We start from the raw sequence: 22926 nt of genomic DNA, 5'->3' as shown, positions 1-22926 counted from the left end.
TGTGTCAATAGTTGCTTAAAAGACGAGCAAGAATAACGGTGAAGTTCGCGAATGACAAGAGTTAAATGTCAGAAGTCATCTTTCTTTGACCTTAACCACGCGAATCGCTGTGCAGAGTGTTGCAAATTTGTTTCTTTGGATATTTCTTTAATTAAATCATCATCATCCGTGCGTAAAAATAAATTTATACGGCGCTCATTTTTGAGAATTACCGGTAGTGTCATTTGGTTTTTTGCACGTAACTCATTAACTTTATGGTAGTAATCATTTATAGCCATATCCTGTGGCAGGATACTCAGAGCAAACTTCATATTTGCTAAAGTATACTCGTGTGCGCAACATACCAGCGTATCGTCTGGGAGCGCCGCTATTTTCTTAAATGATTGATACATCTGCTCCGCCGTCCCTTCGAAGAGTCTGCCACAGCCGCCGGAAAACATTGTATCGCCACAAAATAGATAAGGTTCACTGTAGAAACAGATGTGTCCTAAAGTGTGACCTGGCGTAGAGAAAATAGAAAATTCGTGGCCTAAAACAACGACCCGATCGCCGTCGGCAACGAGACGCGTCGTTCCCTTATCCTGGGTTTCTGCCGGTCCGTAAACCACGATGTCGGGGAATTTTTCGCACAGTTGTTTCACGCCGCCAACGTGATCGTGGTGGTGGTGGGTGAGAAAAATGGCCTCCGGCTGCCAGCCGTGCTCCGCGATAGCGGCCAGCACGGGCGCCGCTTCGCCAGGATCGACGATCAAACAGCGGCCGTTATCCGCGCTAAGAACCCAGATGTAGTTGTCCTGAAATGCAGGAATGCTGATAAGATTCATTTATTACCCCTAAAAGCGTAGCGGAAGGTTGCGATGAAGCCGGCAAGGATATCTCAGATAGTCACAGCGCCAGAGCATTGGTCCAGTATGCCCTGGGGCGAATACTATCGCGAATCGCTGGAGCGGCAGATGAAACCGTGGCTGGCTAAGCTATATGGCTTTCATTTACTTAAGATTGGCAATCTGAGCGCGGAAATCAATACCGAATCCTGCGCTATCTCGCATCAGGTGAACGTTTCGCTTCAGGGCACGCCGATTCAGGTTCAGGCCGATCCCCTCCATCTGCCTTTTGCCGAAAAGTCGGTTGACGCCTGCCTGCTGGCGCATACCTTGCCCTGGTGTAGCGATCCCCACCGCCTGCTGCGCGAAGCCGACAGGGTGCTGATTGATGACGGCTGGATAATTATGACCGGGTTTAACCCCGTGAGCCTGATGGGCCTGCGCAAGCTGATGCCGGTATTGCGTAAAACGGTGCCGTACAGCAGTCGGATGTTTACGCTAACGCGCCAGCTGGACTGGCTGGCGCTGCTCAATTTTGAGGTGCTGCACTACGGCCGTTATCAGGTGCTGCCCTGGTCCCGACACGGCGGCAAGATGCTCAGTACCCACCTGCCGGCGCTGGGCTGCCTGCAGCTGATTGTTGCCCGCAAGCGCACGATCCCGCTCACGCTCAATCCGCTGAAGTCGGGAAAAGCGAAGACCCGGCTGCGTCAGACGGTAGGGGCCACGCGACAGTCGCGAAACGGGCAGAACTAACGTTCCGGCTGGTAACCGACATCGTCCTGGGTAGGGCTGGAGGCGGCAGCGCGAGCCAGCTCGTCGCAGCGTTCGTTTTCCGGATGACCGGCGTGTCCTTTGACCCACTCCCACTTAATCTGGTGCTGACCAAGCGCGATGTCCAGGCGCTGCCACAGATCCACATTTTTGACCGGCTTTTTATCCGCCGTTTTCCAGCCGCGCTTTTTCCAGTTGTGGATCCACTGGGTGATCCCCTGACGCACGTACTGACTGTCGGTGCTAAGGACGACTTCACACTGCTCTTTCAGCGCTTCCAGCGCAACGATGGCCGCCATCATCTCCATGCGGTTGTTGGTCGTGAGGTTATAGCCTTCGCTAAAGATTTTTTCCTTCCCGCGATAGCGTAAAATAGCGCCGTAGCCGCCGGGTCCTGGATTTCCCAGGCATGAACCGTCGGTGAAAATTTCTACCTGTTTAAGCATCTCTGGTAGACTTCCTGTAATTGACATCGATATGTAAACGGCAAGTCTGACATAAATGACTGATATGAGCACTGCAATTACGCGACAGATTGTTCTCGATACTGAAACCACTGGTATGAACCAGCTCGGTGCGCATTACGAAGGACATAAAATCATCGAGATTGGTGCGGTGGAGGTGATCAACCGCCGCCTCACCGGGAATAACTTCCACGTTTATCTCAAGCCGGACCGGCTGGTGGACCCTGAAGCCTTTGGCGTTCACGGGATTGCCGATGAGTTTCTGATGGATAAGCCGGTGTTTGCTGAGGTCGCCGATGAGTTTATGGACTATATCCGCGGGGCGGAATTGGTCATCCATAACGCATCGTTCGATATCGGCTTTATGGACTATGAGTTCGCCAAGCTCAAGCGCGATATTCCCAAAACCAATACCTTCTGCAAGGTCACCGATAGCCTGGCGCTGGCGCGGAAAATGTTCCCCGGCAAGCGTAACAGCCTCGATGCGCTGTGCTCACGTTATGAAATAGATAACAGCAAGCGAACGCTGCACGGGGCGTTGCTCGATGCCCAGATTCTGGCCGATGTCTATCTGATGATGACCGGCGGCCAGACGACGCTGGCATTTTCGACGGAAGGCGAAGGGCAGATGCAGGCAGGAGAGATGGGAATACAGCGCGTTGTTCGGGCGGCCAGCAGGCTGCGCGTCGTTTACGCCTCTGATGACGAGCTGTTAAACCATGAATCGCGGCTCGATTTGGTGCAAAAGAAAGGCGGAAGCTGCCTGTGGCGGAGCTGATACGCCGTAATACGCTGTAAAAATAGGCGGGTGGGCGATTTTTACAGCAAATGGTTCAAAAGTGAAGAAAAAGCGTTGACGGAGTTAGCGGTAATCCGTAATATTCGCCTCGTTCCCAAGGGAACAGTGAAAGTGGAGCGGTAGTTCAGTCGGTTAGAATACCTGCCTGTCACGCAGGGGGTCGCGGGTTCGAGTCCCGTCCGTTCCGCCACTATTCAGAAAGCCTGAATCAGTAATGATTCAGGCTTTCGTCGTTTTAGCGACGCCATCTTATTCATTTCATATATTTCAATTGCTTGCGGATATGATGCTGCAAAACAGCCAGCATGCATGCCCCGGAGAGGCCAATCATCAGCGCGCCGTTGACCGCTTCCAGCGGGCCGAGAAGCTTCCACCTGGCGCTCATCACGATATCGCCATAGCCTAAGGTGGCGAAATTAACGCCCGAATGGTAAACCGCATCCAGCAGTACGCGAAACTCTCCCAGCCACAAGAAAAGCCCGGCCCACAGCAGAATCTGCAGCAGGTTCCCCATCAGGATAATCATGATGGTGCCAAAAAGCGCCAGCACGCCGGCAGTAAAGCCTTCTTTACTGCGAAACCGTCTGATGTAAAAGCGGATACACCACACTGAAACAATCGACTGCAGAAGCATATTGCACAGGATAATCGGCACTCCCGCCAGCAGCGGTAGCAGCATGTTAGCCTCCGGGAGAGGGTTCTGTCGAAGTGGGAGAGAGGATGCGCCAGCGTTCAAAGATGGCGATCCAGGCCCAGCCGTACAGCGCGATGGCGATGAATAACGCGCAGCGCATCGCGACGGCGATCCACACGTCTTTGCCGGAGGCGCTGTCCAGATGGCTGGACCAAACAGGATCGGGCCGGTTATCCAGGCGTTGCTTCAGAAAGCGGGAGAGTAGCGGCTGGCAGGCGCTGCCGATCGGCAGAAAGCGCTCGGCTCTCCCCTCATTGCGCATCTTTGGCGCCTGGGCTGGCGTGGGCCTGGCCCTCGTCGACCCAGGTCATAAAAATACGATAACCGATGGAAAGCAGGGTTGCCCCGATAAACATCCCAAGAATGCCGCTGGTCGCCATGCCGCCTAATGCGCCCAGCAGGACTACCGGCATCGGCGCGTCAACGCCGCGCCCGAGCATCAGCGGCTTAAGGACGTTATCGGCCATGCCGGCCACGATCAGCACAATAGAGTAGAGGACGTTCATTCCGGTGCCGTGGTCGCCGATACTCCACATCAGCGCGATTGCCGGGGCGGTCACCAGAATGACGGGGATTTGGGCGATCCCGAGGATCAGCGCCAGGATAAAGAAGATCCCGACCGCCGGGATCCCGGCGATAATCATGATGATGCCGACCAGCAGCGCCTGAATAAGCGCAACGCCGATAACGCCCTGCGCGACGGCGCGAATGGTGCTGGTACAGATCCGGGTTAAGGTCAGGCCTTTCTTCTCATCGGTGATACGAATCGCAATCCGCCTCGCGCTGTTGGCGCCAGCGCTACCCCAGGCCATCATAATGCCCGCAACGATGAAGGAGAGGATAAAGCCGATGAGTCCGCCGCCCATGCTGGCCAGAATGCCCAGCACCTGCCTGGCGATTTCACCGAGCTGGGTGCGGTAGCTGTTTATCAGCCCGGGTAAATCCATCGACGCTTTTAGCCATAGGGCGCTGATCTTCTCCCCGACGACGGGGATCGTGGCGATATGGGCTGACGGTGGGGGAATGGCGAAGCTGCGGCCGCTCATCTTATCAATCAGCGCGCTGACGCTCTCTCCCAGAGAGCTTATCATTAGCACCGTCGGCGCCACGATCAGCAGAATGCCAAGCAACACCAGTATTGTGGAGGCCCAGCCCTGTTTTCCGCCGAGCCGGGCGGCAAAATATTGATGGAGCGGATAGAGCGTGACCGCCAGAATAACGGCCCAGAGCATCATATTCAGGAACGGAGAAAATACGGTATAGCAGAAGGAGGCTAATGCCAGGATAAGCCCAAACCGAATGAACATATCCATAAAACGGGCAACCAGTCTTTTTTCAACAATAAGCAGATTATCATTTTCCATGATGGTTTGTTCTCGCTGAGGATGCGCACGCAACCGCTCCGGCCAGTTTTACAAACCAGGCCAGTATTTGAGATGGAATCGTTTAAAAGTTGCTGAAAGTTATTTGAAAACCGTTCTCGTTATTGTTGAATTTTATCCATTTTATTAGTGTAGAACAGAAAATAATCCTGCCAGAAAAATATTATTTATCCTCAGGGAAGGCCTCTGCACGGGAATGCCCTGGGGCTTAGGGCGAAATAAATAATAAAGGAAAACAAGATGCTGGTGGGGGCGTAAATTTATTGCCCGCGTATTCAGCAGCGTCGTGCTAACGAGGCGGAAGAGCGTCCCCCTCGATGACGAGGGGGCGGGGAATTAATTCAGGCTAAACGGATCGGCATCCTGCCAGGCGGGGAATTTTTCGCGATACTCGTTGAGGGTGGTGAGCGACAGCTCCGCATCGAGTCGCGTGGCCTGATGCGGCTCTGCCGTTGCCAGAATCTCTCCCTGCGGGCTGATAATGCGGCTGTCGCCCCGATAGTGGTGGCCATTACCGTCGGTACCGACTCGATTACAGCCGGCGACGTAGGCCTGGTTTTCAATGGCCCGGGCGACCAGCAGCGACTGCCAGTGCAGCGAGCGCGGCGCCGGCCAGTTGGCCACGTACAGCGCTAAATCGTAATCGTTATGGTTGCGTGACCACACCGGGAAGCGCAGGTCGTAGCAAACCAGCGGCAGGATCCGCCAGCCGCGCCACTCGAAAACGACCCGCTCGTTGCCGGCCGTATAATGATGATGCTCTTCGGCCATCCGGAACAGGTGTCGCTTGTCATAAAAATGGGTTTTACCGCCGGGCTCCACCAGCAGGAAGCGGTTAACCGGGCCGCGTTCGGTTTGTAGCGCCGCGCTACCCGCGATAAGGGCATTGGTCTGCAGCGCTTTCTCCCGCATCCAGTCAATGACCTCTCCCTGCGGCAGCGACTGCTGAGCGGCTTCCATCGCGAAGCCGGTGGTGAACATTTCAGGCAAAACAATCAGGTCGCGCCCGCTGACGCCTTCCAGCTGGCGATCGAAATGGCGCAGGTTGGCGGGACCGTCCATCCACACCAGCGGTTGTTGCAGTAGCGTAATTTTCAGGCCAGGCACGGTGGTCAACTCCATTATCATTAGGCTGTTATAGTCACTTTAACACCATATCAGTCTCTGGATAGTCAGCGGAATATTTTGTTAAAAAAATGCTAATGCTGGAAACGATTTGTGCGCAGCCAGAGGGCAGAGGGGGCAGAGAGAGTAGAGGGAGCAAAGCGGGGCAAAAAAGAGGCGGAGGAAAACCCCCGCCCCGATCGTGATGTGGCTATTTTATTATTCAGGCGGCTTCAATCTTGCGGACCTTCTCCGGCAGCTTTACCGGCCGGGTGGCCAGCTCATCCGGGGCGAAGTCATCAACGTTGATGCTGCGTAGGCGGCTGGTCTCCGCTCGGGTAAGCACGGTGGCTTCTTCCTGATTGATTAACCCTTTCGCCAGCGCATTGCGGGCCAGCTCATCAAGACGCGTAAACGGCAGATTTTTGCCCAGCTCCTTACAGATACGCTGATGAATCGGGTCGGCAGCCATGACGTCCAGCAGCGCTTCTTCCAGCAGACCTACCGGGTTGTGCTCGCTCGGGGTCAGGTACTGGCCGCGGCCAATGCGCGAACGCGTTGCGCTCGGGATCTGCAGGATTTTGGCGACCTTATGGTCCAGCTTATCGGACGGCGCGTCGTAGTGGCGGCCGGTCGGGAAGATGGCAACGCGCATGACGCCGGCGACAAAGCGGTTCGGGAAGTTTTTCAGCAGGTCGTCGATGGCCTGCTCTGCCTGATACAGCGCATCCTGAACGCCCCAGTGAACCAGCGGCAGGTCGGCTTCGTTACGCCCCTCATCGTCATAGCGTTTCAGTACCGCAGAGGCGAGGTACAGCTGGCTTAAAACGTCGCCCAGTCGTGCGGAAATACGCTCCCGACGCTTCAGGCTGCCGCCCAGCACCGCCATTGAGACGTCGGACAGCAGCGCCAGGTTCGCGCTCAGGCGGTTCATATGCTGGTAGTAACGGCGGGTCGCGTCGCGGGTTGGCGTGCTGCTGGTCAGCCCGCGGGTCAGGCCCAGCCAGAAGCTACGGACCTTATTGCTGCCGACGTGACCGATGTGTTTGAACAGCAGTTTGTCGAAAGCGTCAACGTCGTTGTTCTGCGCGGCGGCCATTTCGTCCAGCACGTACGGATGACAGCGAATTGCGCCCTGACCGAAGATCATCATGCTGCGGGTCAGAATGTTGGCGCCTTCGACGGTGATGGCGATCGGCGCCCCTTGATAGGCGCGGGCGAGGAAGTTGCCTTCGCCCAGCATGATGCCTTTCCCGCCGGTGATATCCATTGCGTCGATGATTGAACGCTGGCCGCGGTGGGTGCAATGATATTTCACGATTGCTGACAGAACCGCCGGCTTCTCGCCCAGCATGATGCCGTAGGTAATCAGCGACGCGGCGGCGTCCATCACGTAGGCGTTACCCGCAATACGCGCCAGCGGCTCTTCGATGCCTTCCATTTTACCGATGGAGATCTTGAACTGGCGGCGAATATGGGCGTAGGCGCCGGTGGCCATCGCCACGGACTTCAGGCCGCCGGTAGCGTTTGACGGCAGGGTGATCCCGCGACCGACGGAGAGGCACTCCACCAGCATCCGCCAGCCCTGGCCGGCCATCGTTGGGCCGCCGATGATGTAGTCGATTGGGACAAAGATATCTTTACCCTGGGTCGGCCCGTTCTGGAACGGTACGTTAAGCGGGAAGTGGCGGCGGCCAATTTCAACCCCAGGCGTTGAGGTTGGGATCAGCGCGCAGGTGATGCCCAGCTCCTCTTCTCCTCCCAGCAGGCGATCGGGGTCGGAGAGTTTAAACGCCAGCCCCAGTACGGTGGCGATGGGCGCCAGGGTAATGTAGCGCTTGTTCCAGGTCAGGCGCATGCCCAGAACCTGTTCGCCCTGCCACTCGCCCATGCACACTACGCCGGTATCCGGAATGGCGCCGGCGTCGGAGCCCGCTTCCGGGCTGGTCAGCGCAAAGCAGGGGATCTCCTGACCACGCGCGAGGCGCGGCAGATAGTGATTTTTCTGTTCATCGGTGCCGTAATGCTGCAGCAACTCGCCCGGGCCTAAAGAGTTAGGTACGCCCACGGTAATCGCCAGGATACCGGAAACGCCGGACATTTTTTGCAGCACGCGGGACTGAGCGTAGGCGGAGAACTCCAGACCGCCGTACTCTTTCTTAATGATCATCGCAAAGAAGCGATGCTCTTTCAGATAGGCCCACAGCTGCGGAGGCAGGTCGGCCATTTCGTGGGTAATTTCAAAATCGTTCGCCATGCGGCAGGCTTCTTCCACCGGGCCGTCGATAAACGCCTGCTCTTCAGCAGTCAGGCGCGGCTGCGGATAGTTATGCAGCTTCTGCCAGTCCGGGTTACCGCGAAACAGATCGCCTTCCCACCAGGTAGTACCCGCATCGATAGCCTCTTTTTCCGTCCGCGACATCGGCGGCATCACCTTGCGGAATGCGCGGAACGCGGGCGCTGAAAAAATAGATTTACGCATCGGCGCAAAGTTAAACTGCAGCAGGACGATCGCTAACGGCAGCAGCAGCCAGATATTCCACAGCCCGGCCACGCTAAGCGCGGCGGTCCAGGCGAGCAAAATCGCGCTGCTGAGCAGGAGATTGATTCGGTGATAGAAGAGCGCACCGAGTAGAACAACGGTTGCAACAATACTCAAAATCATCATAACGAAATGCTCCCTGTCTTGTAGGAGGTCTGACCACTTGTGATGATATGGTTGTAGTGGATGTAATTTGTTTTAGCAATGTGTTTACAAAATAATTACAACCTTGCTCACATTGTTGTACGTAAATGCGGCACGTAAAAGCAAAACCTCAGGGGATTACCGCGCCTGCTGCTTCTCGCTTTAGCGGCTATCCGGTACACTGCCAGGGTTATTCCACCAATACTGAAGGATTATCCTCATGTACCAGGATCTTATTCGTAACGAACTGAACGAAGCAGCGGAAACGCTGGCTAACTTTCTGCAGGACGAAGCCAATATTCACGCGATCCAGCGTGCCGCGGTGCTGCTGGCAGATAGCTTTAAGGCGGGCGGTAAAGTCCTTTCCTGCGGTAACGGCGGTTCCCACTGCGATGCGATGCATTTCGCCGAAGAGCTGACCGGGCGCTATCGTGAAAACCGTCCGGGCTACCCGGCCATTGCGATTTCAGACGTCAGCCACCTTTCCTGCGTCAGCAATGATTTTGGCTATGAGTACGTTTTCTCCCGCTACGTTGAGTCGGTTGGCCGCACCGGTGACGTGCTGCTGGGGATTTCTACCTCCGGTAACTCAGGTAACGTTATCAAAGCGATCGAGGCCGCCCGCGCGCAGGGGATGAAGGTGATCACCCTGACCGGTAAAGACGGCGGTAAAATGGCCGGCTCCGCCGATGTTGAAATTCGCGTGCCGCATTTCGGCTATGCCGACCGTATTCAGGAAATTCACATTAAAGTGATTCATATTCTGATTATGCTGATCGAAAAAGAGATGGTTAAAGCTTAACAGGCCGTATTGCTGGCGGTGTTGAACCCCGGGCAGCGCTCAATCTCCTTGCGTACCTAAGGTACGATCCGGTTTTTGCGCGCTGGCCGCGTTCAGGCTGGCTGACGTAGTAACGCCTTTGGTATTTAAGCCGTGTGGTATGAGGTGAGATATGTGCGAACTGCTCGGGATGAGCGCGAATGTGCCAACAGATATTTGCTTTAGCTTTACCGGGCTGGTTCAGCGCGGTGGCGGCACCGGGCCGCATAAAGACGGCTGGGGCATCACCTTCTATGAAGGCAAAGGCTGTCGCACCTTCAAAGATCCGCAGCCCAGCTTTCAATCGCCCATCGCTAAGCTGGTGCAGGACTATCCCATCAAATCCTGCTCGGTCATCGCCCATATTCGCCAGGCTAATCGCGGCATCGTGGCGCTGGAAAATACGCATCCCTTTACCCGCGAACTGTGGGGACGCAACTGGACCTACGCCCATAACGGCCAGCTGGAAGGATATGAGACTCTCGATACGGGAAATCTTCATCCGGTCGGCGAAACCGACAGCGAAAAGGCCTTCTGCTGGCTGCTGCACCGTCTGACCGAGCGCTATCCCCGCACCCCTGACTCGATGCCTGAAGTCTTCAGCTATATCGCTGAGCTGGCGGGCGAGCTGCGGGAGAAGGGGGTCTTTAACATGCTGCTCTCCGACGGGCGTTACGTGATGGCGTACTGCTCGACGAACCTGTACTGGATTACGCGGCGGGCGCCGTTTGGCGTAGCGACGCTGCTGGATCAGGATGTGGAAATCGACTTTCAACGCGAGACCACACCGAACGATGTGGTCTCCGTTATCGCCACTCAGCCGCTAACCGGCAATGAGACCTGGAATAAGATCATGCCGGGCGAGTGGGCGTTATTTTGCCTGGGGGACCGTGTAGTTTGACGCCAGCTGCGGCTGAATAACTTCATGGCTAAGCGGCTTGCTGACCACGTAGCGGCCGTCCGTTACCGAGATAACCGGTGGCTTGTGGGTTTGCTGGAAATAGTCGTAGCCTGGCTTCAGCTGTTTCCAGAAGTCCGCGTAGTAGGAGTACTTGTGGCGCTCCATGTTGGCGTTGGTCATACGGAAAGGATAAATGCTGACCTGCACGTTTGACTGGCCAAACACCAGCGCGCCGGTCACGAACTGGAAAATTTCATCAATGCCGGTATCGGTCATGGCATAGCAGCCGACAGAGACGCAGGCACCGTGGATCATCAGGTATTTACCTTCATAGCCATGCGCGCGATCGTAGGCGTTTGGGAAGCCGATATTAATGGCTTTATAGAAGCGGCTGTCCGGTTTTAGCTGGCTACGCGCAACGTTGTAAAATCCTTCCGGACTCTTGAAATCGCCCTGACGCTGCTTGGGTCCTAGCCCGCCGGAGTAGTTACAGATCCGGTAGCTGTCGAGAAGTTGCCAGGTTTCGCCCATTTTGACGTAAAGATCGAGCGTTCGCTCCTCTTTAAAGATCTCAATATAGACCGGCGAACCCATCAATTGCTGTTTGTATTCTTTGCTAACCGGCGTCGTCGAGCTGTTATTGCTGAGAAGCCCAGCAAATGAAACGCACGGCAACAGAAGCATCGCAATAAATAATGCGATTTTGCGCATACTGCTTGTTCCTTGATAAAACAAAAACCACATTGCCAGGACGGCAAGAGAGACCCAAAATCAGAGTTTTCTGGATTTAGAGCGCTCACATTAGCATCACGGCAATTTTTCGCAAGCGCGGCGTATCGCGTTTACAATTTAGTTGTCCTTTATAACGAATCCAGCGGCAAAGCGCAGTCAGAACTTTGCGCAATAGCTCGCATTTTAGAGCCGCGTAACGGGGTTTACCTACAGCAACCGCTCACAAAATGTTACACTTGTGGTGCTTAGTCACCAGGGTAAGAAAGGATGCTTCTCCCCCGTCTTGCGAATGAGCAGGACCTTCGCTTTTCCTTTCTTTCTCTGACTTTCCATCAATGTTGCTGGCCGCGGCCTTAAGCCGGGGTTTAGATTACGGACACCTGCTAACGATATGATTAAAATAAAAAAAGGGCTTGATTTGCCCATAGCTGGCATGCCAATACAGCAGACGACTTCTCAGATTGCAGTCAAACGCGTTGCGCTGTTGGGCGAGGAGTACGTCGGTATGCGCCCCTCAATGGCGGTTCAGGAAGGCGACCGGGTGCAGAAAGGCCAGCCGCTGTTCGAAGATAAAAAGAACCCTGGCGTCCATTTTACCGCGCCTGCGAGCGGGGTTATCAGTGCGGTTCACCGCGGGGAACGCCGGGTACTGCAGTCGGTGGTGATTGATGTCGAGGGCAGCGACGCGGTGCAGTTTCCCCGCTATGCGCCGGACGAGCTTGCCGGACTGTCGCGTGAGGTCGTACAGCGTCAGCTGCTGGCCTCCGGCCAGTGGACGGCGCTGCGCACCCGGCCTTTCAGCAAAACGCCGGCGCCGGGCAGCGTGCCGGCGGCGATTTTCGTCACCGCAATTGATACCAACCCGCTGGCCGCCGATCCTCAGCCCATTATCCTCGCCCAGCGCGAGGCCTTTGACGCCGGTCTTACGCTGCTGACCAGCCTCACCGACGGCAAAATCCACGTCTGCCAGGCCAGCGGCGGTAAGCTGGGCGGCCATCGTTCAGGGCAGATTACCTTTAACCAGTTCGCAGGCCCGCATCCGGCGGGGCTGGCGGGAACCCACATCCACTTCCTCGAACCGGTGAGCCTGACAAAACAGGTCTGGCACCTGAACTATCAGGAGGTTATCGCCATCGGGCGGCTGTTCCTTGACGGGGAGCTCTACAGCGAGCGCGTTATTGCGCTTGGCGGCCCGCAGGTCAAGGCGCCGCGGCTGGTGCAAACCTGCTGCGGCGCCAGCCTGGATGAGCTGCTGGCGGACGGGCTCGCGGACGGCGAAAACCGGGTGATTTCCGGCTCGGTGCTGAGCGGCACCCACGCCTTTGGCCCGCGTGCTTTTCTCGGCCGTTTCCACCTGCAGGTGAGCGTGGTTAAAGAGGGGCGCGACAAAGAGCTGTTTGGCTGGGTGATGCCGGGGAAAGATAAATTCTCCATCACCCGAACCACCGTAGGGCACTTCCTGAAGCATAAGCTTTTCAACTTTTCGACCGATACCCACGGCGGCGAGCGGGCGATGGTGCCGATTGGCAACTACGAAAGAGTGATGCCGCTGGACATTCTCCCCACCGTACTGCTGCGCGATCTGCTGGCGGGCGATAGCGAAAGCGCGCAGGCGCTGGGCTGTCTGGAGCTGGATGAGGAAGATCTCGCGCTGTGCACCTACGTGTGCCCCGGCAAATATGAATATGGGCCGGCGCTGCGCAGCGTGCTAACCCAGATTGAGCAGGAAGGATAGGTCATGGGCTTAAAGCAGCTGTTTGACAAAATTGAGCCGCACTTCACGCACGGCGGCAGGCTGGAAAAATACTACCCGCTGTTCGAAGCGACGGCGACGCTATTTTACACTCCCGGTCAGGTGACGCGGGGAGCCGCTCACGTGCGTGATGCCATCGATCTGAAGCGAATGATGATCCTGGTGTGGCTCGCCGTGTTCCCGGCGATGTTCTGGGGCATGTATAACGTTGGCCTGCAAACGCTCCCGGCGCTGCACAAGCTGTATGGCGCAGAGCAGCTGCAGCAGATTATTGCCAGCGACTGGCACTACGGCCTTGCGCAGTGGCTGGGGGTAAGCTTCGCCGCGGATGCGGGCTGGATAAGCATGATGACCCTCGGCGCGGTGTACTTCCTGCCAATCTATATCACCGTATTTATCGTCGGGGGGTTCTGGGAGGTGCTCTTTGCCATCGTGCGCAAGCATGAAATCAACGAGGGCTTTTTCGTCACCTCAATTCTTTTCGCGCTGATTGTCCCACCCACGCTGCCGCTGTGGCAGGCCGCGCTGGGCATCTCTTTCGGCGTGGTTATCGCCAAAGAGATTTTTGGCGGCACCGGGCGTAACTTCCTTAACCCGGCGCTGGCAGGGCGCGCGTTCCTGTTCTTTGCCTACCCGGCGCAGATTTCTGGCGACCTGGTATGGACCGCCGCGGACGGCTTTTCCGGCGCGACGCCGCTCTCCCAGTGGGCGAGCGGCGGCGGTGAAGCGCTGGTAAACGTGGCCAGCGGCCAGCCGGTGAGCTGGCTGGACGCCTTCCTCGGCAACATTCCCGGCTCGATTGGCGAGGTCTCAACGCTGATGATCCTGATCGGCGGGGCGATTCTTATCTTCAGCCGCGTAGCCTCCTGGCGCATCGTTGCCGGGGTGGCGATCGGCATGGTGGCGACCGCGACGCTGTTTAACTTTATCGGCTCGGACACCAACCCGCTGTTCGCCATGCCGTGGTACTGGCATCTGGTGCTCGGCGGCTTTGCCTTCGGCATGATGTTTATGGCGACGGACCCGGTATCCGCCTCGTTTACCGATAAGGGCAAATGGAGCTATGGCCTGCTTATCGGCGTGATGTGCGTGCTGATCCGCGTGGTCAACCCGGCCTATCCGGAAGGGATGATGCTGGCCATTCTCTTTTCCAACCTTTTTGCGCCGCTGTTCGATTACCTGGTGGTGCAGGCCAATATTAAGCGGAGGAAGTCGCGTGGCTGAGAATAAAGGTAACGATAGCATTGGCAAAACGCTGCTGGTGGTGCTGGTGCTGTGCCTGGTCTGCTCTATCGTGGTTGCCGGCTCCGCCGTGGGCCTGAAGTCTCGGCAGCAGGAGCAGCGTGAGCTGGATAAACAGCGCAATATCCTCGCCGTATCCGGGCTGATGACGCCGAGGATGAGCGCCGATGAGGTGGAGAGCGTTTTTGCCGCCCGTATCTCCCCGCGGCTGGTGGATTTAGCCAGCGGCGAGCTGCTGGATAAGGACCCGGCTAAATTTAACCAGGCGCAGGCGCTGAAAGATCCTGAGCAAAGCATCTCGCTGGAGGTCAGCCAGGACCCGGCGGGCATCAAGCATCGGAGCAATATTGTCGAAATTTATCTGGTGCGCGATGAGCAGCAGCAGATTCAGGAAGTGATCCTGCCGATTTACGGCAACGGTCTGTGGTCGATGATGTACGCCTTCGTGGCACTGGGTACCGATGGCCGTACCATTAAGGGCCTGACGTATTACGATCACGGCGAAACGCCGGGGCTGGGCGGTGAGGTGGAAAACCCCAACTGGCGCCAGCAGTTTATCGGCAAGCAGGTGCTTGATGATAGCGGCCATCCGGCGCTGAAGGTGGTGAAGGGCGGGGCGCACCCGGGAAATATCCATGCCGTCGACGGCCTGTCCGGGGCGACGCTGACCTCCAACGGCGTGCAGCATAGCTTTGATTTCTGGATGGGCGAGCTGGGCTTCGGCCCGTTTCTGAAAAGAGTGCGTGATGGAGAGCTGAATAATGGCTGAAGCAGGCGATACGAAAGAGATGAAGCGCGTGCTGGTGGGGCCGCTGCTGGCTAATAACCCCATTACGCTGCAGGTGCTGGGAGTCTGCTCGGCGCTGGCGGTGACCACTAAGCTGGAAACCGCGCTGGTGATGACCGTCGCGGTCACGCTGGTGACGGCCTTCTCCAGCATGTTTATCTCGATGATCCGCCACCATATTCCCAACAGCGTGCGCATTATCGTGCAGATGACGATCGTCGCCTCGCTGGTGATCGTGGTGGACCAGCTGCTGCGCGCCTTTGCCTATGAGACCTCCAGACAATTGTCGGTATTCGTCGGGCTTATCATCACCAACTGCATCGTGATGGGACGAGCGGAAGGATTCGCCATGAAGTCACCGCCGCTGGCCAGCTTTATCGACGGCATTGGTAACGGTCTGGGCTATGGCGCCATTCTGATTATCGTCGGCTTTCTGCGCGAGCTTATCGGCAGCGGCAAGCTGTTTGGGATGACCGTCCTTGAGACCGTGCAAAACGGCGGCTGGTATCAGCCAAACGGCCTGTTCCTGCTGGCGCCGAGCGCGTTCTTCATTATCGGTTTGCTGATTTGGGCGCTGCGCAGCTGGAAGCCGGAACAGCAGGAAAAGGAGTAAACGATGACGGCTCACTATATCAGTCTGTTTGTCCGCGCCGTATTCGTAGAAAACATGGCGCTGGCCTTCTTCCTCGGGATGTGTACCTTCCTTGCGGTCTCGAAAAAGGTCTCTACCGCCTTTGGTCTTGGCCTGACGGTCACCATCGTGCTTGGTCTGGCGGTACCGATCAATAACCTGATCTATAACCTGGTGCTGCGCGACGGGGCGCTGGCGGAGGGCGTTGATTTAAGCTTCCTCAACTTTATTACCTTCATTGGGGTTATCGCCGCCTTGGTGCAGATCCTCGAGATGATCCTCGATAAGTATTTCCCGGCGCTGCATCACGCGCTGGGGATCTTCCTGCCGCTGATTGCCGTGCACTGCGCGATTTTTGGCGGCGTCTCCTTCATGGTGCAGCGTGACTACAACTTCACGGAGTCCATTGTCTACGGCTTCGGTTCCGGCATCGGCTGGACGCTGGCGATTGTCGCCCTGGCGGGCATCCGGGAAAGAATGAAATATGCCAACGTGCCCGCGGGTCTGCGCGGGTTAGGGATCACCTTTATTACCACGGGACTGATGGCGCTGGGCTTTATGTCATTCTCCGGTGTGCAGCTATAAGGGCGGAAAGTATGGAAATTATTCTTGGCGTCGTGATGTTCACCCTGATCGTGCTGGTGCTCTCGGGGCTGATCCTCGCCGCGCGTTCAAAGCTGGTTAACGCCGGTGACGTGGTCATTGAAATTAACAACGAGGCGGACAGGCAAATACGCACCCCTGCCGGCGATAAGCTGCTTAACACTCTCTCCAACAACGGCATTTTCGTCTCTTCCGCCTGCGGCGGCGGCGGCTCGTGCGGCCAGTGCCGGGTGACGATAAAAGAGGGCGGCGGCGATATCCTGCCGACCGAGCTTTCCCATATCTCCCGGCGCGAGGCGAAAGAGGGCTGCCGTCTGGCCTGCCAGGTGGCGGTAAAGCAGGACATGAAGATCGAACTGCCGGAAGAGATCTTCGGCGTGAAGAAATGGGAGTGCGAGGTCATCTCCAATGATAACAAAGCGACGTTTATCAAAGAGCTGAAGCTGCGCGTGCCGGAGGGCGAAGTCGTGCCGTTCCGCGCCGGCGGGTATATCCAGATCGAGTGCCCGTCGCATAAGGTCGCCTACGCCGATTTTGACGTGCCGGACGAGTACCGCGCCGACTGGGATAAGTTTAACCTGTTCCGCTACGTCTCCGAGGTAAAAGAGCCGACCCTGCGCGCCTACTCGATGGCTAACTACCCGGACGAGAAGGGCATCATCATGCTCAACGTGCGTATTGCCACGCCGCCGCCGAAGGTACCGGACGCGCCGCCGGGCATTATGTCGTCCTATATCTGGTCGCTAAAGGCCGGCGACAGGGTGACCATCTCCGGGCCGTTTGGCGAGTTCTTTGCCAAAGATACCGACGCTGAAATGGTCTTTATCGGCGGCGGGGCCGGCATGGCGCCGATGCGTTCGCATATTTTCGATCAGCTCAAGCGGCTGCACAGCGGGCGTAAAATCAGCTTCTGGTACGGCGCGCGCTCGCTGCGCGAAATGTTCTACGACGATGAATTCGAACAGCTGGCGCGGGAAAATCCTAACTTTACCTTCCACGTGGCGCTGTCCGATCCGCTGCCGGAAGATAGCTGGGATGGTCACACCGGCTTCATCCACAATGTGCTATATGAGAACTATCTGCGCGATCACCCGGCGCCGGAGGACTGCGAGTTTTACATGTGCGGGCCGCCGGTGATGAACGCCGCGGTGATTAAAATGCTCAAGGATCTCGGCGTCGAGGATGACAATATCATGCTGGATGATTTTGGAGGCTGATGATGTGGACTCTGTTTTTCGCCACCTTTGTGATTTTCGCCCTGGTGATTCTGGGGATGTCGTTGGGGTATCTGGTGAAGCGCAAAAGCCTGCAGGGAAGCTGCGGCGGGATCGCCTCGCTGGGTCTGGAAAAGGTCTGCGACTGCCCGGAGCCGTGCGATGCGCGCAAAAAACGCCTGGCACGAGAAGCGCAGCGTAAGCAGGAGCGGATCCTGTAACCTCTCCCCGCCTGTCTCATAACCCCGGCCGCGCTCAGCGACGCCGGGGTTTGTCCTCAGCGCATTTTGGCTTCCCTCTCTTCTCATTGCGCAGAATTATGCTGTATACTTGTCCAGTGGTCAGTGAGGGCTAGCTATGCGCAAAATCATCCATGTTGATATGGACTGCTTCTTTGCCGCGGTTGAAATGCGGGATAACCCGGCGTTGCGGGATATTCCCATCGCCATCGGCGGCAGCCGGGTTCAGCGGGGCGTCATCAGTACCGCCAACTATCCGGCGCGTAAGTTTGGCGTGCGTAGCGCCATGCCAACGGCGATGGCGCTTAAGCTTTGCCCGCACCTGACGCTGCTGCCGGGGCGCTTTGACGCTTACAAAGAGGCATCGGCCCATATCCGGGAAATCTTTTCACGCTACACCTCGCTGATTGAACCCCTCTCGCTTGATGAGGCCTATCTTGACGTCACCGACAGCGTCCACTGCCAGGGCTCGGCGACGCTGATGGCCGAAGAGATCCGCCAGACCATTCACCATGAGCTGCAGCTGACCGCTTCCGCCGGTATCGCCCCGGTGAAGTTTCTCGCCAAAATCGCTTCCGATCTCAATAAACCCAACGGCCAGTTTGTGATTGCGCCGCACCAGGTTGCCGAGTTCGTCAGAACCCTGCCGCTGGCGAAAATACCCGGCGTGGGGAAAGTCTCCGCGGCTAAGCTGGAAAATATGGGGCTGCGCACCTGCGAAGATGTGCAGAAAAGCGATCTGGCGATGCTGCTCAAGCGCTTCGGCAAATTTGGTCGGATCCTGTGGGAGAGAAGCCAGGGCATCGACGAGCGGGAAATCAACAATACGCGACAGCGTAAATCGGTGGGCGTCGAGCGTACGCTGGTGGAGGATATTCACCAGTGGGGCGACTGTGAGGCGATTATCGAGAGCCTCTACCAGGAGCTGGAGCGGCGGCTGCTCAAGGTTAAACCGGATCTGCTGATTGCCCGCCAGGGGGTAAAGCTCAAGTTTAATGATTTTCAGCTCACCACCCAGGAGCACGTCTGGCCGCGCCTGAGTAAAGATGATTTGCTCGCCACGGCCTACAAAGCCTGGCATGAACGGCGCGGCGGCCGCGGGGTGCGGCTGGTGGGGCTGCACGTTACGTTACTCGATCCCCAGCTGGAGCGGCAGCTGGTTCTGGGACTATAGCTATGCTGCAGATAAGAGATTACCAGGATGACGATTTTTCCGCGCTGTGCGCCATCTTCCTGCGCGCGATTCGGCAGACCGCCAGCCGCGACTATTCGCCACGGCAAATTGCCGCCTGGGCGCAGGTTGATGAGGCGCGCTGGCGGCAAAAAATGCGCGACTCGCGGGTGCTGGTGGCGGTGATTGACCGGCAGCCGGTCGGCTTTATTAGCGCCATCGGCAGCGATATCGATCTCCTGTTTGTCGCGCCCGAGCGCGCCCGTCAGGGAATTGCCGGGGCGTTGCTCGCAGAGCTATTCAGGCAAATTCCGCAGGGGACGCTGACGGTTGAGGCCAGCATCACGGCCAGGGCCTGCTTTGCGCGTCATGGCTTCACGGTCGTTGAAGAGCAGCGGGTGGTCGCGCGGGGAGAGACGTTTATTAACTATCGCATGGAGAAGGTGAGGTAGGGAGCGGCTTGTGGCCGGTGTAGATTCGCGGGCGACGAGGCCGCCGCCCGCATCCGGGAGAACCCGGAGAGATCAAACCTGCGGCTGGCCGCTTATTTTGCCGGAATGGCTTTCAGCAGTTCAGTCAGCAGGGTCCAGTACTGGCCAACGCTCTCGATATGAACCTGTTCGTCCGGAGAGTGTGGTCCGGTAATGGTCGGCCCAATGGAAACCATATCCATATCCGGGTACGGCTTCTTGAACAGACCGCACTCCAGACCGGCGTGAATAATCTGGATATTCGGCGTTTTGTTAAACAGACGCTGGTAGGTTTCGCGGACCAGATGCATAACCGGTGAGTTTGCATCCGGCTGCCAGCCTGGGTAAGCGCCTTTGGCTTCGGTTTTAGCGCCCGCCAGTTTGCCTAACGAATCCAGCATGCTGACGACGTAGTCTTTACCGCTGTCGATCAGGGAACGGATCAGGCAGTGAATTTCGACGTTATCATCGGTCATGGTCACCACGCCGACGTTGAGGGAGGTCTCTACCACGCCCTTCGCCACGTCGGAGTTACGGATCACGCCGTTCGGCATGGCGTTCAGCAGACGAACGAAGCCGTCGCGAGACTGCGCCGTCAGCGCGGCTTTATCCGTCGTAACGGCATCCAGCAGCAGGACCAGATTCTTCTCTTTGGCCGCCAGCTCGTTTTTAAGGATCTCCTGGTAGGTATTGACCAGGGCCGCCAGGGCGTCCGTCTTGTCAGCGGCTACCGCAACGGTGGCGAAGGCTTCACGCGGAATGGCGTTACGCAGGGTGCCGCCGTTGAAATCAACCAGGCGCAGGTCCAGCTCGGCGGCGTGACCGGCGAGGAAGCGGGCCAGCAGCTTGTTGGCATTCCCCAGGCCGACGTGGATTTCACCGCCGGAGTGGCCGCCTTTCAGCCCTTTTAACGTCAGCTTAAAGCTCTGGAAACCGGCCGGAATCGCTTCGCGCGCCAGCGGCAGGTTGGAGGTGAAGTCGATACCACCGGCGCAACCCATGTAGATTTCGCCTTCTTCTTCCGAGTCGGTATTAATCAGGATATCGGCCTGTAGCCAGTTTGCCTGCAGGCCAAACGCGCCGTCCATCCCGGCTTCTTCAGTCATGGTCAGCAGCACTTCCAGCGGGCCGTGTTCAACGGCGTCGTCAGCCAATACCGCCAGAGCGGAAGCCATACCGATGCCGTTATCGGCGCCCAGGGTTGTGCCGCGGGCCTTGATCCACTCGCCGTCGATGTACGGCTGAATCGGATCTTTAGTAAAGTCGTGCACGGTGTCGTTGTTTTTCTGCGGCACCATATCGAGGTGCGCCTGCAGCACGACCGGTTTACGGTTTTCCATCCCGGCGGTAGCGGCTTTACGAATCAGAATGTTGCCAACCTGGTCGCGTTCTGCGTGTAAGCCTTTTTCTTTTGCCCAGTCCATGATGTGTTCAGCGAGTTGTTCTTCGTGATAGGACGGATGGGGAATGGAGCAGATTTTGGCAAAAATATCCCACAGCGGCTGCGGGGATAATTGAGACAGTTCAGACACGATGAGTCTCCTTACGATCGCCTGCAAAATTCTTTTGCAGGTCGAGGGTTAGCAATAGAATACACGTCAAGCGAGGGCTTGCGCGGTGGGGTTGAGAATACCACTTTCCACGCGCACGGGTAGTGGAAACAACGCAAAAAGCGTCGCCAGGGCCGCTTAATACTGGTTTTTAGCGCTTCAGATCTCTATAATCTCGCGCAACCATTTTCCCCCTCGAACATCATTTAAGCCGTATAACACAGGCTGGGACACTTCACATGAGCGAAAAATACGTCGTCACCTGGGACATGTTGCAGATTCACGCCCGCAAACTGGCAAGTCGCCTGATGCCTTCTGAACAATGGAAAGGCATTATTGCCGTTAGCCGCGGTGGTCTGGTACCGGGCGCGCTGCTGGCGCGTGAGCTGGGTATTCGTCATGTTGATACCGTTTGCATTTCTAGCTATGACCACGATAACCAGCGTGAGCTGACCGTCCTTAAGCGTGCTGAAGGTGATGGTGAAGGGTTCATCGTTATTGATGACCTGGTCGATACCGGCGGCACCGCGGTAGCCATTCGCGAAATGTATCCAAAAGCACACTTCGTCACTATTTTCGCTAAGCCGGCCGGTCGTCCGCTGGTTGACGATTATGTTGTTGATATTCCTCAGGAAACCTGGATTGAACAGCCGTGGGATATGGGCGTGGTCTTCGTGCCGCCTATCTCAGGTCGTTAATTTTCAAGGCAAGTGCTATTTACCACGCCCGGTTTTGCCGGGCGTGGTTTTTTTTGCCTGTTAGCAGGTTACAATAGCAGGAGTGGCAACACGATGGAGACTGCACATGTCACAGGCTAACCTTAGCGAAACGCTGTTTAAACCTCGATTCAAACACCCAGAAACGTCGACGCTGGTGCGCCGGTTTGCGTCCGGTTCGCAGCAGCCGATCCACTCCGCGCTTGATGGTAGCAACGTCGATCGTTGGTATCGTCTGATCAATCGCCTGATGTGGATCCGTCGCGGCGTGACGCCGCAGGAGATCCTCGACGTGCAGGCGCGCATCGTCATGAGCGATGCGGAGCGCACCAACCCTGAGCTGTACGACACCGTCGTGGGGTATCGCGGCGGCAACTGGATTTTCGAATGGGCTAAACAGGCCATGATTTGGCAGCAAATGGCGGGTCAGGAAACGGACCTTGAGCTCAGTGGGCGCCACTGGCTGCACGCCTCCAACCTCTACAGCATTGCCGCCTATCCGCACATTAAAGGCGATGAGCTTGCCGATCAGGCGCAGGCGCTGGCCAACCGGGCCTATGAAGAGGCCGCTCAGCGTCTGCCGGGCGAGCTACGCGAGATCGAATTCCCGATACCCGGCGGCGCGCCGGTCAGCGGGTTTTTACATCTGCCAAAAGGTGAGGGCCCGTTCCCGACGATCATGATGTGCGGCGGCCTGGACTCGCTGCAGACCGATTACTACAGCCTGTATGAGGACTATTTTGCCCCGCTGGGGATAGCGATGCTGACCCTCGATCTGCCTTCCATCGGCTTTTCATCGAAATGGACGCTGACCCAGGACACCAGCCTGCTGCACCAGCACGCGCTGCGGCATCTGGAAAACGTTCCGTGGGTCGACCATACCCGGGTCGCGGCGTTCGGCTTCCGCTTTGGTGCCAATATTGCCGTCCGGCTCGGCTATCTTGAGTCACAGCGCCTGAAGGCCGTTGCCTGTCTGGGGCCGGTGGTGCACAGCCTGCTGGTCGATCCTCTGCACCAGGGGCGCGTCCCTGAAATGTATCTTGACGTGCTGGCGTCGCGCCTGGGCATGCACGACGCCTCTGACGAAGCGCTGCGCATTGAGCTGAACCGCTACTCGTTAAAAACCCAGGGGCTTCTGGGGCGCCGCTGCCCGACGCCGATGTTCTCCGGCTACTGGAAAAACGATCCTTTCAGCCCGGAAGAGGAGTCGCGTTTAATTACCTCGTCATCTGCCGATGGCAAGCTGCTCGAGATCCCATCGAAGCCGATTTATCGCAGTTTTGATCACGCATTGCGACAGATTAGCCGGTGGATCAATCATAGATTTGGTTAATATATTGCTAAATTTTATTGATTTGGTAAAACAGTTG

General features: G+C 57.0%; 24 protein-coding genes and 1 tRNA gene. 16 read left to right on the top strand and 9 right to left on the bottom strand.

Annotation, left to right across the window (positions count from 1 at the left end; all coding sequences use genetic code 11):
* Positions 1–68: 68 nt before the first annotated feature.
* The gene (gene gloB, locus M2416_RS06835; protein WP_076948103.1) at positions 69–824 is read right to left on the bottom strand and encodes a hydroxyacylglutathione hydrolase; all 756 of its coding nucleotides are present in this window, start codon (positions 822–824) and stop codon (positions 69–71) included.
* A 33-nt stretch (positions 825–857) separates the two neighbouring features.
* On the opposite strand from gloB, the gene M2416_RS06830 reads away from it, so the two are divergent.
* On the top strand, positions 858–1580 hold the full coding sequence (locus M2416_RS06830) for a class I SAM-dependent methyltransferase (RefSeq protein WP_041144164.1): 723 nt from the start codon (positions 858–860) through the stop codon (positions 1578–1580).
* Here the strand turns inward: M2416_RS06830 and rnhA are convergent.
* Positions 1577–2155, bottom strand: a complete 579-nt coding sequence (rnhA, locus tag M2416_RS06825) for a ribonuclease HI (RefSeq protein ID WP_165973098.1) — start codon at positions 2153–2155, stop codon at positions 1577–1579. The genes M2416_RS06830 and rnhA overlap by 4 nt on opposite strands.
* Here rnhA and dnaQ point away from each other — a divergent pair.
* Positions 2109–2840 carry a DNA polymerase III subunit epsilon gene (gene dnaQ / locus M2416_RS06820; protein ID WP_195709810.1) on the top strand — a complete coding sequence of 244 codons (732 nt, stop codon included), beginning with the start codon at positions 2109–2111 and terminating at the stop codon, positions 2838–2840. The genes rnhA and dnaQ overlap by 47 nt on opposite strands.
* A 134-nt stretch (positions 2841–2974) precedes the next feature.
* Positions 2975–3051, top strand: a tRNA-Asp gene (locus tag M2416_RS06815).
* 63 nt (positions 3052–3114) lie between these two features.
* Here M2416_RS06815 and M2416_RS06810 read toward each other — a convergent pair.
* The 5 genes from M2416_RS06810 to fadE all read right to left on the bottom strand — a co-directional run bounded on the left by M2416_RS06810 (position 3115) and on the right by fadE (position 8709).
* Complete coding sequence (locus tag M2416_RS06810; protein WP_123550935.1) at positions 3115–3540, bottom strand: ion channel; 426 nt, start codon at positions 3538–3540, stop codon at positions 3115–3117.
* Between the two features lies 1 nt (position 3541).
* Positions 3542–3817, bottom strand: coding sequence for a hypothetical protein (locus M2416_RS06805; RefSeq protein ID WP_259222840.1), 276 nt, complete (start codon positions 3815–3817; stop codon positions 3542–3544).
* Complete coding sequence (locus M2416_RS06800) at positions 3807–4919, bottom strand: AI-2E family transporter (RefSeq protein WP_259222839.1); 1113 nt, start codon at positions 4917–4919, stop codon at positions 3807–3809. The genes M2416_RS06805 and M2416_RS06800 overlap by 11 nt, the downstream gene beginning before the upstream one ends.
* A gap of 354 nt (positions 4920–5273) precedes the next feature.
* On the bottom strand, positions 5274–6044 hold the full coding sequence (locus M2416_RS06795; protein ID WP_259222881.1) for an amidohydrolase: 771 nt from the start codon (positions 6042–6044) through the stop codon (positions 5274–5276).
* A 220-nt stretch (positions 6045–6264) separates the two neighbouring features.
* Positions 6265–8709, bottom strand: coding sequence for an acyl-CoA dehydrogenase FadE (gene fadE / locus M2416_RS06790; protein ID WP_259222838.1), 2445 nt, complete (start codon positions 8707–8709; stop codon positions 6265–6267).
* Positions 8710–8947: 238 nt separating this feature from the next.
* Here fadE and lpcA point away from each other — a divergent pair, with 238 nt between their 5' ends.
* Together lpcA and M2416_RS06780 are read left to right on the top strand one after the other, a co-directional pair.
* Complete coding sequence (lpcA, locus tag M2416_RS06785; RefSeq protein ID WP_004133848.1) at positions 8948–9529, top strand: D-sedoheptulose 7-phosphate isomerase; 582 nt, start codon at positions 8948–8950, stop codon at positions 9527–9529.
* 151 nt (positions 9530–9680) lie between these two features.
* Positions 9681–10448 carry a class II glutamine amidotransferase gene (locus tag M2416_RS06780; RefSeq protein ID WP_041144170.1) on the top strand — a complete coding sequence of 256 codons (768 nt, stop codon included), beginning with the start codon at positions 9681–9683 and terminating at the stop codon, positions 10446–10448.
* On the opposite strand, the gene dpaA is transcribed toward M2416_RS06780, so the two are convergent.
* On the bottom strand, positions 10419–11159 hold the full coding sequence (gene dpaA / locus M2416_RS06775) for a peptidoglycan meso-diaminopimelic acid protein amidase (RefSeq protein ID WP_041144171.1): 741 nt from the start codon (positions 11157–11159) through the stop codon (positions 10419–10421). The two genes, M2416_RS06780 and dpaA, sit on opposite strands and share 30 nt — an antisense overlap.
* Before the next feature lie 412 nt (positions 11160–11571).
* Here dpaA and M2416_RS06770 point away from each other — a divergent pair, with 412 nt between their 5' ends.
* The 9 genes from M2416_RS06770 (at position 11572) to M2416_RS06730 (ending at position 19272) form a co-directional block, all read left to right on the top strand.
* On the top strand, positions 11572–12915 hold the full coding sequence (locus M2416_RS06770) for a Na(+)-translocating NADH-quinone reductase subunit A (protein WP_041144172.1): 1344 nt from the start codon (positions 11572–11574) through the stop codon (positions 12913–12915).
* Positions 12916–12918: 3 nt separating this feature from the next.
* On the top strand, positions 12919–14157 hold the full coding sequence (locus M2416_RS06765; protein WP_259222835.1) for an NADH:ubiquinone reductase (Na(+)-transporting) subunit B: 1239 nt from the start codon (positions 12919–12921) through the stop codon (positions 14155–14157).
* A complete protein-coding gene (locus M2416_RS06760; RefSeq protein WP_259222833.1) occupies positions 14150–14944 on the top strand; it encodes a Na(+)-translocating NADH-quinone reductase subunit C in 795 nt (264 codons plus the stop codon). Before M2416_RS06765 ends, M2416_RS06760 begins: the two co-directional genes overlap by 8 nt.
* Positions 14937–15575, top strand: coding sequence for an NADH:ubiquinone reductase (Na(+)-transporting) subunit D (locus M2416_RS06755; protein WP_041144175.1), 639 nt, complete (start codon positions 14937–14939; stop codon positions 15573–15575). The genes M2416_RS06760 and M2416_RS06755 overlap by 8 nt, the downstream gene beginning before the upstream one ends.
* Before the next feature lie 3 nt (positions 15576–15578).
* A complete protein-coding gene (gene nqrE / locus M2416_RS06750; RefSeq protein ID WP_041144176.1) occupies positions 15579–16178 on the top strand; it encodes an NADH:ubiquinone reductase (Na(+)-transporting) subunit E in 600 nt (199 codons plus the stop codon).
* A gap of 11 nt (positions 16179–16189) precedes the next feature.
* The gene (gene nqrF, locus M2416_RS06745) at positions 16190–17413 is read left to right on the top strand and encodes an NADH:ubiquinone reductase (Na(+)-transporting) subunit F (protein ID WP_259222832.1); all 1224 of its coding nucleotides are present in this window, start codon (positions 16190–16192) and stop codon (positions 17411–17413) included.
* A 2-nt stretch (positions 17414–17415) separates the two neighbouring features.
* The gene (gene nqrM / locus M2416_RS06740; RefSeq protein ID WP_041147525.1) at positions 17416–17631 is read left to right on the top strand and encodes a (Na+)-NQR maturation NqrM; all 216 of its coding nucleotides are present in this window, start codon (positions 17416–17418) and stop codon (positions 17629–17631) included.
* A gap of 136 nt (positions 17632–17767) precedes the next feature.
* Entirely contained in the window at positions 17768–18823 is a 1056-nt protein-coding gene (gene dinB / locus M2416_RS06735; RefSeq protein ID WP_123550940.1) for a DNA polymerase IV, read from the top strand.
* A 5-nt stretch (positions 18824–18828) separates the two neighbouring features.
* Positions 18829–19272: a GNAT family N-acetyltransferase gene (locus M2416_RS06730; RefSeq protein ID WP_259222880.1), complete on the top strand. Its 444-nt coding sequence runs from the start codon at positions 18829–18831 to the stop codon at positions 19270–19272.
* A 92-nt stretch (positions 19273–19364) separates the two neighbouring features.
* Here the strand turns inward: M2416_RS06730 and pepD are convergent, their stop codons facing one another.
* Positions 19365–20822, bottom strand: a complete 1458-nt coding sequence (gene pepD / locus M2416_RS06725) for a cytosol nonspecific dipeptidase (RefSeq protein ID WP_076948110.1) — start codon at positions 20820–20822, stop codon at positions 19365–19367.
* A gap of 257 nt (positions 20823–21079) precedes the next feature.
* Between pepD and gpt the strand changes: the two genes are divergently transcribed.
* A complete protein-coding gene (gene gpt / locus M2416_RS06720) occupies positions 21080–21538 on the top strand; it encodes a xanthine phosphoribosyltransferase (RefSeq protein ID WP_041144180.1) in 459 nt (152 codons plus the stop codon).
* A gap of 106 nt (positions 21539–21644) precedes the next feature.
* Positions 21645–22889, top strand: coding sequence for an esterase FrsA (gene frsA, locus M2416_RS06715; RefSeq protein WP_259222828.1), 1245 nt, complete (start codon positions 21645–21647; stop codon positions 22887–22889).
* Positions 22890–22926 lie beyond the last annotated feature (37 nt).

This window comes from Klebsiella sp. BIGb0132 (assembly GCF_024810075.1).
Classification (GTDB): Bacteria; Pseudomonadota; Gammaproteobacteria; order Enterobacterales; family Enterobacteriaceae; genus Klebsiella; species Klebsiella terrigena.
Note: the sequence above shows the minus strand (reverse complement) of the source record. Positions and strands in the feature narration are given on the sequence as shown.